The organism is Cohnella terricola (genome assembly GCF_007786475.1).
GTDB classification, from domain to species: domain Bacteria; phylum Bacillota; class Bacilli; order Paenibacillales; family Paenibacillaceae; genus Cohnella; species Cohnella terricola.
Map to the genome: position 1 here is coordinate 148,740 of NZ_VNJJ01000008.1, position 12,669 is coordinate 161,408.

11 protein-coding genes are annotated in these 12,669 nt (G+C 54.8%); 9 read left to right on the forward strand and 2 right to left on the reverse strand.

The annotated features are described in order from the left end of the window. Positions 1-177: 177 nt before the first annotated feature. Positions 178-1,356: an MFS transporter gene (locus FPZ45_RS15635; protein ID WP_144703636.1), complete on the reverse strand. Its 1,179-nt coding sequence runs from the start codon at positions 1,354-1,356 to the stop codon at positions 178-180. A gap of 171 nt (positions 1,357-1,527) precedes the next feature. Between FPZ45_RS15635 and FPZ45_RS15640 the strand changes: the two genes are divergently transcribed. From FPZ45_RS15640 to FPZ45_RS15665, 6 genes are all read left to right on the forward strand, one after another. Then, complete coding sequence (locus FPZ45_RS15640; RefSeq protein ID WP_144703639.1) at positions 1,528-1,962, forward strand: hypothetical protein; 435 nt, start codon at positions 1,528-1,530, stop codon at positions 1,960-1,962. Between the two features lie 5 nt (positions 1,963-1,967). Then, positions 1,968-3,113: a transglutaminase domain-containing protein gene (locus FPZ45_RS15645; protein ID WP_144703642.1), complete on the forward strand. Its 1,146-nt coding sequence runs from the start codon at positions 1,968-1,970 to the stop codon at positions 3,111-3,113. Further along, positions 3,110-5,197 (forward strand): peptidoglycan D,D-transpeptidase FtsI family protein, encoded by a 2,088-nt coding sequence (locus FPZ45_RS15650; RefSeq protein ID WP_246120466.1) that lies wholly within the window; start codon positions 3,110-3,112, stop codon positions 5,195-5,197. Before FPZ45_RS15645 ends, FPZ45_RS15650 begins: the two co-directional genes overlap by 4 nt. Before the next feature lie 174 nt (positions 5,198-5,371). Further along, positions 5,372-6,127 (forward strand): Cof-type HAD-IIB family hydrolase, encoded by a 756-nt coding sequence (locus FPZ45_RS15655; RefSeq protein ID WP_342780061.1) that lies wholly within the window; start codon positions 5,372-5,374, stop codon positions 6,125-6,127. Between the two features lie 4 nt (positions 6,128-6,131). Beyond that, the gene (locus tag FPZ45_RS15660) at positions 6,132-6,617 is read left to right on the forward strand and encodes a DUF456 domain-containing protein (RefSeq protein WP_144703645.1); all 486 of its coding nucleotides are present in this window, start codon (positions 6,132-6,134) and stop codon (positions 6,615-6,617) included. Positions 6,618-6,649: 32 nt separating this feature from the next. Then, complete coding sequence (locus tag FPZ45_RS15665; RefSeq protein WP_144703648.1) at positions 6,650-8,275, forward strand: putative polysaccharide biosynthesis protein; 1,626 nt, start codon at positions 6,650-6,652, stop codon at positions 8,273-8,275. Here the strand turns inward: FPZ45_RS15665 and FPZ45_RS15670 are convergent. After that, the gene (locus tag FPZ45_RS15670; RefSeq protein WP_144703651.1) at positions 8,206-9,468 is read right to left on the reverse strand and encodes a DUF2515 family protein; all 1,263 of its coding nucleotides are present in this window, start codon (positions 9,466-9,468) and stop codon (positions 8,206-8,208) included. The two genes, FPZ45_RS15665 and FPZ45_RS15670, sit on opposite strands and share 70 nt — an antisense overlap. Before the next feature lie 101 nt (positions 9,469-9,569). Between FPZ45_RS15670 and FPZ45_RS15675 the strand changes: the two genes are divergently transcribed. The 3 genes from FPZ45_RS15675 (at position 9,570) to FPZ45_RS15685 (ending at position 12,659) form a co-directional block, all read left to right on the forward strand. Then, entirely contained in the window at positions 9,570-11,120 is a 1,551-nt protein-coding gene (locus FPZ45_RS15675) for a stalk domain-containing protein (protein ID WP_186438416.1), read from the forward strand. Positions 11,121-11,159: 39 nt separating this feature from the next. After that, the gene (locus FPZ45_RS15680; RefSeq protein WP_144703657.1) at positions 11,160-11,507 is read left to right on the forward strand and encodes a thioredoxin family protein; all 348 of its coding nucleotides are present in this window, start codon (positions 11,160-11,162) and stop codon (positions 11,505-11,507) included. A gap of 216 nt (positions 11,508-11,723) precedes the next feature. Beyond that, positions 11,724-12,659, forward strand: a complete 936-nt coding sequence (locus FPZ45_RS15685; RefSeq protein WP_144703660.1) for a COX15/CtaA family protein — start codon at positions 11,724-11,726, stop codon at positions 12,657-12,659. Positions 12,660-12,669 lie beyond the last annotated feature (10 nt).

Below are 12,669 nucleotides of genomic sequence, written 5' to 3' on the forward strand. Positions count from 1 at the left end.
ATATTGCGACATGAGCGTCACCCCTCTCCTCGGAGCGCAAGACTCCATTCGATTCCGGCCGCTTTGCCGGCTTGTGGGCATAGGCTACATGACATGATATGCTTGCGTTCTCGGATTGACATGTGCGAGTACCCAGAAAACTAGGCAATTATTCCGGCTGTCGCATCGCCTGCGAGATCAGGTTCCGGAAGCGGGAGGAAGCGCAGCGCCCGGATTCCAGTTGGTTTTGAAGGACGGACGCGGGAAAAGCAAGGTCAGCGCGAGCATCATCGCGATAAAAGCCAGGAAATACGGCGAGAAATGATCCCTGACCGCCCCCGCCAGCACGGGTCCGAGAAAAGCGCCGATCGACAAGGAGATGGATAAAGTGGAGAACGTTCGCCCGTACCGGGACGCCCCGCTGAGCTGTAACAGAAAAGAGGTCATCGCAGGGAAAATGACTCCTTTCGCCATTCCGAGGATAAACAGCATCAGGAGCAGGGAAACCGGCCATTCGGATGCCATGCCGTAATAACAAGTTGCGAGCAGAAGCGCGCCGACGATCGTCCTGTTATACGGCAAATATCGGTTGAGAAAGAGCAGGCCAAGCGTGACGAGCGAACCGAGGCTGATGATCGAGAACAAAATGCCCGTGTTCATGATCGTCGCGGTGTCCGTACCTCTCAGCGGTAATTCGAAAGCAAGAATGCCCTGAGCGCAGGACAAACCGATCGGCAACGCGAAGACCGACCAAGGGAATCCCGTTCGAGGCTCGACGCTCGGCTGAAGTTCCTTCGGCGGAGGTGCAACGGGAGCGGGAGCGGAGGCCAAAGCGGGTTCTTTAACGAACCAGAGGGACAAGATCCCCGTGACCAGCAAGGCCCAGCCCAGCAGCTCGAAGGAACGGCTGAAGCCGAACGCCGCGGCCATGTAAGCACCGGCCGCCGGCGAAACGACGGATGCGACCGTATGGACAAGACCGTTGCCCGCCATCAGCTTCCCTTGTTGGAAATGGTTTTTCGCGAGTCTCGCGAGTAAGGACATGCAGGCTGGAGACAGAAAAGCCAGAACGAATCCGCTGATAGAGCGAATATAGAGCAATTGCCAGGGATCGGTCACCCGCGACTGGAACAGCAGCAGAATGCCCGCGCCGATCAAGCTCAAGGAGATGAAGAACCGGCTTCCGTAACGGTCCACCGCGAAGCCGGCGATCAGGTTGCCGGGCAGGTGGGTCAGGGAATACAGCCCCATGACCAATCCGATGAACGAAGGAGCGGCGCCCAACGAGACGGCAAAAGGCGTAAGCATCGGGTACTGGGCGTGCAAATCGAAAAAGGCGATAAACAGAAACAAATAAAGCCAAACGGCGGTTTTCATCCCGCGACCTCCTTCTGTTGGGGGCGAAGCTCCCCCTTGTCCGCAAAGGCGGCTTATCCTACTTGTACGTCTCTCCCTCCGAGGATATGACGGTCGTTTACTGAGGGCAAGCCGTTACGGTATAATGGGAGAGATGCGGTTTAGATCGATTTAGGCGACGGAGGAGATGGAATGAATTTGGATATCGATACTTGGCTGACTTTTGCGCAAGACAATTGGATCGTCATCGTGGTTGCGATAGCGGCGATTTTGATCGTGATGAAAGTCGTCAAGACGGTATTGAAATGGGTGCTGGTTGCCGCGATCGTGATCGGAATCGTCACTTACGGCGGCTTGACCATCGACGATATCAAGGAAGTCGGCACGAAAGTGTCCGAGGAAGCCAAAGATCAAGCGATCAAAGCGATGGCGGGCGAAGCAAGCGATGCGACCTACACCATGAACGCGGACGGATCCTATACCATCACTACGAAAAATTTGGAGCTTAACGGCGTTCCGAATTCGGGTGAAGTCAGCGTCAAGCTTAAAGGAATATCGCTAGGCACCTGGAAAATGGAAGGCGAAGTACGCGACTTTGTCTCTAAGGCGCGGGCTGCGGCGAAGTAAAAGCGATGAGCGGCGACTGGTTTATCGCGGACGCCAACGCGGTCACTTGGATATTGATCGCCATCGTGGCATTTTCCTTGTTCCAAGGAATCAGAAGAGGAGCCTCGGGTTCTTTCAGGCAGCTTTTGTTTTTCTTGGCGAGCACCGCGGCGACAGTCGTCTCCGTGGTGCTCGCGGCGGTTGCCGCCGTCGCGGCATCACCCTATTTGCAAAGCCGACTTGCGGAACGTGAGCTGGCGAGACCCGCGTCGGATGTTTCTTTTCTGGGGCAATTCGGCTATACCGCGCTTTCCGGCTTGAGGGATTTGCCGTTGCTGCGGATTGCCGTTTTGTTTCTAGTCTTCCATACGCTGATCCGGTTGGTCATGGGGATCGCAGCAAATCTATTGTCGTCCGCTTCTCCGCTTGCCGTCTCCGGAGTTCCTTCGGGAGGCGCGGTGAGCCGTTTGGTCGGCGGAGCGGTCGGAGCAGCGCTTGGAGCAGTAAGGGCTTTGCTGCTGACGGCCGTCTTATTCGCTTATTGCGCGCTGTTCCCGCAAGGGCCGATGACGGACTACATTCAGCATTCCGGATTGTATCGGGAGGCCGCCTCGCAAGTCATTAAACCGGCAACGGGCAATCTTCTGGAAGATCATCTTCCCGTTTTCGCCCAGGCGATGTCGAGCGAGCTTGATCAATTGTGGCAGAAGCGCTACGACATTATCGACGCCGAGATGCCGGACGATATCGCGCAAGCGGCGGCCGACGTTACGGCCGGGAAAACCGGCGACGCCGCCAAAGCCCGGGCATTGTACGATTGGGTGGGCAGCAGAATCTCATACGATAACGAGAAAGTGCGGGTCTACGAGAAATACGGGGAATGGCGAGAGCAGAACCCCGAGCAAACCTTCGCAACCCGCAAAGGCGTTTGCATAGATTACTCAAGGTTATACGCTTCGATGGCCCGAGCCGTCGGTTTGGACGTTAGGGTCGTGACTGGATTAGGTTACGACGGACGGGGCGGGTACGGAGCGCACGCATGGAACGAGGTATTCGATTCAGGAGAGGACCGCTGGATACCGCTGGATTCCACATGGGCCAGCACCGGGAATTGGTTCGATCCCTCGGGCTTTGCCGATACGCATATACGGAAGGGAGGATTGACCGGGTGAGCAATAACTTGACGGAAGACGAACAGAAGCGGGAGAATCGCAACCGCAGACATTTCAGCTTCCGGTTGAACGTCTTTTTCTTTATCACTTTTTTCGCATTTTCTATACTGATTGTCAGACTGGCCTATTTGCAATTCGTGGAAGGGGACAACCTCAGGGAAAAGGAGCACCAAATCGGTTCGAAATCGTTACCGGTTCCTCCGATTCGGGGCAACATACTCGATTCCGAAGGCCGGGAGATCGCTTATTCGATCTCCACGCAATCATTGTATTATACGCTGGACGTAAAAATGAAAAAGGACGCTGGCATGGAATTTGCCGCCAAACTCGTCGAAGTGTTCGACCGACTGGGGGACAAGAACGGCAAGAAGCTTTCGGTTGAGGACGTATTCGAAAAAATGGACTTAACCGGTAGGATGAACTCGTCCTTCCAGCCGCGCAGAATCAAGACCGGACTGACGAAAGAGGAAATCGCCTACTTCTCCGAGCACCAGCAGGAGTTCAAAGGGATCGAAGTCTTCGAGGAGAGCATTCGCCAGTACAGCGAGGACCGGGTGGCTGTTCAGCTCGTCGGCTACTTGAAGAAGCTGAGCGGGGCCAAGGATTTGAAGAAATACAACGACATCAACGCCGGTCAGACCGATAAAGCGCTGAAATATATCGAAACCGAGGAAGTCGGTTACGACGGACTCGAATTGATGTACCAGGATGAACTGAGAGGCAGCAACGGGATCAAGGAATATCCGGTAAACAACCAAGGCGAGATTATCGGGCCGATGAAGCTGACGAAGCCGGTCAAAGGCGAAAATCTGGTGCTGACGATCAACAAGGATATTCAACAGGTTACGCAGAAGGCGATCATGGACCAGATTCACTTCGTTCAGACGGCCAAGGGCAGGCAATACGAGAACGCCCACCCGACGACCGGCTATGCCGTGGCGATGGAGGTCGATACGGGGAAAGTAGTGGCGATGGCGAGCATGCCGGATTACGACCCGAGCGTATGGCAGGGAGGGATCAGCCAGAAAGATCTGGACGCCGTGCAATTTTTCCAATACAACGGTACGATCAAGGAAGTCCAGCCGCCTTATGAGAAATACGAGGAACGGAAGAACCACCCTTCCTCGCTTGTCTATCTCGGTTCGACGCAGAAACCGTTGTCCGTGCTTGTAGGCCTTAACGAGAAGCTGTTCACCACAAACTCGACGTTTAACGATCCCGGCTATTTCGAATTCGGCAAAGAGGGACATAAAGTACGGGTATGGAACGCGAGCAAGGCGGCGAACGGTTCGCTTTCTCCGACGAGAGCGATCGCCAAGTCTTCGAACGCGTTTATGTCGGCCATGGTCGGCAACCGGCTGTATATGCAATATAAAGGCCGCGATGGGGTAGACGTATGGGACGGCTACATGAAGCAGTTCGGGCTTGGCGTCACGACGGGCAGCGGTCTGCCGAGCGAATCCGCCGGCGTTATCGACTACTACCACGAGGCCGATAAAGCCAGTTCGCAATCGGCGCTTATCCGGGCATCATGGGGCCAACAGGGTCGATATACGACATTGCAGCTGGCCCAGTACGCCGCGATGCTTGCCAATCACGGGAAGCGGATGAAGCCGCAATTCGTACAGGAAATCCGCGACGTCAACGGGAACGTGACGCAATCCTATCAATCGGAAGTGCTGAACTCGGTTGACTATCCGGATCAATACTGGAAAACGATCGAAGACGGAATGGCGCAAGTTCCGGTTCAAGGATTCGAAGGCGTTAACTACACGTTTTTGCGCAAGACGGGAACGTCTCAGCAGGACGTTGGCAAACGTTCCCGGGTAGAGAACGCCGTGTTCATTGCTTACGCGCCTGCAGACAAACCAAAGCTAGCCGTGGCCGTCGTCGTTCCGGACGGCGGATACGGCGGATGGGGAGCCGCCCCGATCGCCCGCAAAATCTTCGACGCATACGACGAGAAAGTCGGGCTGCATGGAACTCCGCGCAAGCCCCAGCCTCCGGCGGATACCGAGAATGATTCCCCGGACTCCGCCGACGCGGCCGGTCACGGCGGCAATGCCGCTGCGAACGGGCAATAGGAATCTCGAGGAAAGCCGCCCGATTGGGCGGCTTTCGCGTTGGCGATCGATGATGAGCGACGATCCGTCACCCCGTTCCTGCCGGGCGCATTTTCGTCAAAACTTCGATTCGAGGCCCGAAATGTGATAAAATGACGTTAAAATCACAGAGAAAAGTCGGGAGCGAGAGAACAATTGGCATACGAGATGAAGCAATATCGGCTGTTGGCATTGGATCTGGATGGAACGCTTCTAAACGATCGTAGCGAGATCAGCGAGACGAACGCACAGTGGGTCAGACATGCCGTTGAAGCGGGCGTAACGGTCTGCGTTTCTACGGGACGAGGCTTTCAGGGCGCGCTGCCGATCGTCGAGCAATTGGGGTTGGACTCGCCGATGATAACGGTCAATGGGGGCGAGATCTGGACGAAGCCTCACTCCTTGCATCGGCAAACGTTGTTGGACGTTGAGAAAGTGATGAAGCTTCATGCGCTGGCGGAACGTCATCCGGATGTATGGTTCTGGGCGTATTCGACGGAAGGCATATACAACAAGGAAAAATGGGCCGGGGACGCGACGGCGTTCCGCTGGCTGAAGTTCGGCTACTATACCGAGGACGTTCCCGTTTTGAATGAGATTTTGCGGGAAATCCGTGACTGGGAAGGGCTGGAGATCAGCAACTCTTCACCATATAATATCGAAATCAATCCGGTCGGAGTATCGAAAGCGACGGCGCTGATGGAACTATGCCGGATGAAAGGCTTCGACATGTCCGAGGTCGTGTCGGTAGGCGATAGTTTAAACGATATCGCCGCGATTCGGGCTTCCGGGCTAGGCGTGGCGATGGGCAACGCACAGGATGAAGTGAAGCTGGCGGCGAATGCCGTAACGGCGACCAATCAAGAGGACGGAGTAGCCCAGGTCATTCGAAATTACGTACTAAGGACGTGATGGCTTGGACGTAATAGGTTGGATTCTCATCGTTGCCTTATTCGCGACGGGAATGGCCGGGGCGGTCGTACCGATATTGCCCGGATCTTTGGCGATCTACGCGGCATTTTTCGTGTATGGCTGGTTTTTCTCGTTCGAGCCGTTCGGTTGGTGGTTCTGGAGTTTCCAGACGATTATCGTTATCGTATTGTTCGTGGCCGACTATGCGGTCAGCGCCTGGGGAGTCAAGAAATACGGCGGGTCCAAAGCTTCCGTCGTCGGAAGCACGATCGGCATTATGATCGGCCCGTTCGTCATCCCGGCTTTCGGCTTGATCATAGGGCCGTTCGCCGGCGCCGTGCTCGGGGAATTGATCCATGGTTCGGATGTCGTCCGCGCGCTTAAAGTCGGTTGGGGCTCGCTTGTGGGCCTGTTCACGAGCACAGTCGTGAAAATATTGCTGCAAGGCGCGATGATCGTCATCTTCATCGTCTGGCTGATCGCGCACTAGCTATAACTAATCCATAACATTTAGAGGTCCCCTTGAAAAAAGATACCCTTCTCAAAAGCACGCTCATTCTCGCGGCGGCGGCTCTCGTCGCCCGCGCGCTGGGCATTTTCCAACGAGTGCCGCTCGATTATCTGATGGATGATCTCGGCAACATCTACTACAACAACGCGAACTCCATTTACCTGCTGCTGCTGATCGTAGCGACAGCGGGCATTCCGAGCGCCGTTAGCAAGATGGTGTCCGGTCGTTACGCTGTCGGCCGCGTAAAGGAAGCGCAGCAGGTCTACCGCGCCGCGCTGCTGTTCGGCGCAGTCGCCGGGGTCGTCATTACCGTCGGGTTATGGCTGATCGCACCGGTGATCGCCACGTCGATTCTGAAGGAGCCGGAAGCGGCGTCCGCGATCAGAGCGATCGCGCCTTCTTTGTTGCTCTTCCCGATGATCGCGATGATGCGCGGGTATTTCCAAGGCCGCCAGTTCGTGACCGCTGGGGGCATCTCTCAGATCATCGAACAGATTTTGCGCGTGCTCGCCGCCGTGATTATCGCTTACGCGGTATATTCGGTCAACCCGATGAACGAGGAAGGCATCGCTTCGGGCGCTTCGCTAGGGAGCGTGTTCGGCAGCGTTGGTGCCTTTGCCGTCATGCTCTATTACGCTCGGAAGCTAAAGGCAAGCGACCGTCTCGAGCCGCAGACGCAGCGCGACACGTCCAGATCCTTGCGGCTTCGGGCGATCTACAAAGAGCTTTTCAATCTGTCGATTCCGGTCGTCATGACCGGGATTACGGTGCAGTTGCTTTACACGTTGGACAACTTCATGATCAAATCGCTGACGGTCGGACATTTCGAGCAAGCGACGATCAACCACTGGGCGGCGGTATACGGAATGAACGCACAATCGATCGCGGGCATTCCGATCATTCTGGCCGTAGCGCTAAGTCAATCGATTATCCCGCACATTTCGTCGGCGCACGCGTTGAAAGACGGCGAACGCGTCGGGAACCAAGCATCGCTTGCGGTTAGAATCGCGCTGTTCAGCGGGATGCCGGTTGTGCTGCTGCTTGGCGTTGGGGCTTACAGCGTCAACGGATTGCTCTTCGAGAAACCGACGGGCAGCCAGATCGTCGCGATGCTGACCTTAGGGACGATTTTCCAGATCGGCATGATGGTGACGAACTCGATACTGCTGGGCATTAGTGAGCCTAAAAAAGCCACGATGCACGCGCTGACCGGCGTGCTGCTCAAAGTTGTTCTCAGCTTCGCCCTGGCTCCGTTCTTCGGAGTGTACGGGATTATCGCCGCGACGACGGTCTGCTTCATCTGGGCGCTCGCTTTTAATCTGCTCAGCTTGCGCAAGAGATCGAGGTTTAAGCTTCTGGGCAAACGTTGGGTTCCTTTTCTGCTTACGGTCGGGATTGCCGCGGCCGTACTCGCATTGGTCGAATGGGCCGTGCTTGCCGTATGTTCGGGATTGCCGGCCAAGGTGGCGTTTTTCTTGTCCTGCGGAGTGATGGGCGGCGCGCTGCTCGTGCTCTACCCGGCCTTGCTTGTTTACCTGGGCGTAGTGACCGCGGAGGAAATCTCGACTTACCCTAAGCCGGTTCGCCGTTTATTGGCGCCGTTTATGAAGCTGCGCTCCAGAAGGGCCGCCGACTGAAGCTTGTATTGACAGAATAGATGCTCATGGGTCATATCGATGACAAGAGGCGGACGGATTGGACGCAGAAAACTTAATGCTTCTTCTGGATCGCCAAACCAATCCCGTTCCCGTGACGTAGGCAGCTTGCGATCCGGCCAAGCTTCCGTTAATGCGGGGCTTAGCCATAACGAAGATCGCGAACCGACGGCGGCGATATCCGATTCAGCGGATGTCCCGCCGTTTTTGGAAGGCGCGAAGCGATGAGGCCAATAGTCCGCCCGCGATCCCGTGTGAGGAACGTGCCGAGCGAACGCGGCCGCGGCCCGAAGCACTCGCGGATACGAGAAGAGGAGCCTGTACAGACTTTTGCCGAATTCGATTCGCTCCCGCAAATCCTCGAATCGTTCCAGCACTCTTCCGGCCAGTCTCATCGGGACCGCGGAACCCGCGTACCCTTTTCTCCAGAGCGGAATTATCGCCTGATTGCTCTGCAAGTAAGGCTGGATCCGATACGGCAAGGAATCGATCACGGATTTTCGGAAACCGTCATTCTCAATCACCCGGGATTGAATATAATGCTGCTCGTTGACGATAAGCGCTTCGGTAAGCGGGACCGGGTTTCGATCCACCCAGAAACGGTTCCAGAACGGGGCCATAAACGAGGAAACGCCGAACCGGGGGAGAAGCGCGAACAAGTTGCGGCCGGTTCGTTTGCTCTCGGCATACAGCATGAGTTGCGGGTACGCGTCTCCGAAAATAAACGAGTTGCTAGCCTCGAGAAAATCAAAACTCGCGACGATTAGATTTTCGTCCATAAGCTGCGGGAGCCATTGCCCCCTCAGATCGGTCATGTTCCATCCGCCGTTGCGCGATACCAGATGGGCGAGGAATGCCCAATGAAGCTCCGGGCAGGATCGATACATGCTCCAGTAAGCCGCGGTACGGGTTACGTTGTTCCGGTTGCAGGCTGCCGTATCCCGGCGAATCGTTTCGCAGATCCGTTCGTCGTCCGTCGTCGTAGGTAATCTCGGGAGGGCATGTATCGCCTTATGTAGGTTCCCAGCCAGATCGCCCGCCGGATCGGCGTCGCAACCGAGCGTGATTCGCCCGCGAGTCAGCCGGTAAGAATGCCATAAACCGTCGGCTTTGCCCCTCAAGCCCCGAAGCAGATTCGTTATCGTTCCGATCGTGAAGCACCTCCTCCAAATCATTTTGCGGCAGGACTTTCCAATCCGTTCGTCGAATTTATTAAGATTAGGTACACCACATCATTCCGCGTTTCGTTCGAAAACAAATGGGGGGGAATTCATACATGGGCAAAAGAAGTTTTAAAAAATTGGGAATCTTAGTATGTGCATTATTGTTGGCTGTTATCGTCGGTTGCCAATCGGTCGGAGGCGTTAACCTGAACGATATGCTTCTGAAGCAGTTGGACGTCTCGAAGCAAGAGCAATCCCAGTCGTTCGAGTTAACGTTCGACGTGAACGAAGAGCTTCTCGCGGAAGAAGGACCGGATATCGTCAAGGCCGTCAACGCGTTCAAAAAAGTAGCCTTGAACATCACGGAGTCCAAAGTCGACGAGAAGGGCAATCAATGGATGACGGGCGTGTTCACGTTCGGCAAAGGAACGATTCCGTTTACGCTGCATATCGACGCCAAAGCGGTCAGAATCGATGTCGGCGGGGCCAAGCGTTCGCTTGTTTTTGAACTTCCCGATATGGAGCAAGCGTTCAGTTTGGAAGGCAAGGATGCGGGCGAGTCGCGCCAAGCGATCGTCGAATCCGTGCGCGAACTGATGAAAAAAGTAGCCTCTTACTTCGTTAAAGGCTTGCCGAATCCGCCCGTCATTTCAGTAGATCGAGTCACCCAGCCCATTCACGGCGAGTCCACCGCTTTGACGAAGGTACATGCCGAATTAAACGGAGAACAATTCGGGGAACTGATTGGCGTATACTTGGATAATCTGGTGAAGGATCGAGAAGGGTTCAAAGCGGCCGTAAAAAACGTCTATCTGTGGATGGCCGACATGCCGCAGGAAATGAAAGAAGCGTTCGGTGTATCGGACCTATTCGACGGAGATGCGGATTTGGACGAAATGACCGATACGGTAACGGTGTTGCTTTTCCCGAAGCTAAAGGAAGCTCAGAAAGAGTATAAGGAGTTCCGGGGCACAGATGATTGGAAGGAAGCATTCGATAAAGGCATTACGATGAAAGCGGACATGTACGTGGACGACTCGCTTCATCTGCGCAAGTGGGCCATGGATATCAACATCGCTCCGGCTGCTTTAACGGTAGAAGATAGTCCGATCCGCAGTATCAAACTTGCCGCCAGCGGCGAGATATGGAACGTAAACGGAAAAGTGGAAGTTCCGGCCGTGCAAGTTCCGCGGAACGCTTTAAGCGTAGAGGAACTGAGCGACATGCAGTCTTTCCAGATCGTACGGCTGTTCGAAGAAGATTCGGCCATGTACGATTTGCTTAAAAATGAACTTCATGTGGGCGACCAAAGCTTCCAATTAAGCAGCGAGTGGGGCGTTCCTTTCTACGTCGATTCCAAAGGGGTCGCTTACGTTCCGATTCGGTCGACGCTGAAGGAGTTCGGTATACGTTTAAGCGTTCCGAAAGCCGCGGGAGAGATCCGATTCTACGACGAAGCGACGGGGCAGTCGTTCGTGTTACGCAAAGGGTCGGCAAAAGCGACGGTCAACGGAAAATCCGTGACATTGGCCCATAAAATTACGGCGGATGCGAACTTCACTTACGTATCGGCAGACGATCTGTTCGGGCTGCTCGGAGCCGAGTACGAGATTACGGAGTACGAAGACGGAGAGCTCGTCATGGACGTGACTCGGGAACTGTAAAACGTCAGCTTAGACATTCATAACATGGGGTGAACTTACATGCAAAAAATAAACAACGAACAAAAGTTTCGCGAACTTATCGCCGAGGACAGCTTGACGGTAGCCGTATTCAAGACGACCTGGTGCAAGGACTGCCATTTCATGGAACCGTTCATCGGGGACGTCGAAGCGGCATATGCGGACCGTTTAACGATGGTGGAAATCGATCGCGACGATCTGCCGGATCTGTGCAGCGAATTGAATATTCTCGGCATTCCCAGCTTTATCGCTTTCCGGAAAGGACAGGAGCTTGTGCGGTTCGTCAGCAAACTCCGTAAGACACGCGAGGAAATCGAGCAGTTCCTGGATCGGGCTGTAGAGGTTTCAAAAGCGTTGGCAGGCAAATAATCGATACGCCAGAAGCAGCCCTTTATCCGCGAACCGGGTAAGGGGCTGTATTCTGTTTGTATCCCGCGCAATGCCGTTCCGATAAAAAAGGCAATAATATGGCATATCCCGCCGGAGCGGGATTGTTCACTTTTTGAACATGGCTTTGCTAGACGGGGTTCGGTATAATGAGAACTGGCACCTTGAGCCAACTTTCACAAGAAATCGGGGATAGGTATGACTTTACAAAGATATCGTTTGTTGACTTTGCTGACATGCATCGGCATGTTTCTGGTTTTGATCGCGGGAGTGCTTGTCACGAATACGGATTCCGGCCGCGGCTGCGGCACGGACTGGCCGCTGTGCAACGGTAAATTCGTGCCGGCCTATACAGTGGAATCCATGGTTGAATATAGTCATCGGATGATCAGCGGGATCGTCGGCCTGCTTGTTGGCGCGACCTATCTCGTCACCCATTTCTGGAAACCAGCCCGCAGCAAGGAAAGACTATTGTATGCCGGAGGCGCTCTGCTCTTCACCGTCATGCAAGCCGTCCTTGGCGCGATGGCCGTCGTCTGGGAGCAATCGTCCGTCGTGCTCGCGCTCCATTTCGGAATATCCTTGTTCGCTTTCACTTGCACTTGGCTATTATATAAACTCGTTAAAAGGCAAACGACGACGGGCGAAGCGGACGCCGGCGACCGCCAAACGACATCCGTTGGAGTGCCGGCGGCCCTGTACCGCAGCCTGATCGCTATCATCGTATATTGTTACGGAGTCGTTTATTTGGGAGCGTACATCCGGCATACGAGCTCCGGCGGAGCTTGCGAAGGGTGGCCGCTGTGCAACGGGCAGATCGTACCCGAGCTGTCCGGGACTACGGGTATCGCTTTTGCGCATAGACTGGCCGCGTTTATTTTGTTTATTTTCATCGCGATACTTGTCATTTACGTCCGCAAGACGTTCGGCAACAGTTCCGAGCTTACGGCGATCGGGAACAGAACGCTTGTGCTCGTCATTCTGCAAATTTTAAGCGGGGGATTGCTCTCGTTCACGCTCAGCAACGAGAACGCGTATGTATTCACGGGTCTGCTGCACACGATTATCATTTCGGCATTGTTCAGTATGCTGGTGCTGCTCGCGATTCGAATGAAGCAATCGGTTCGCAAGTAGCCATTCGGAG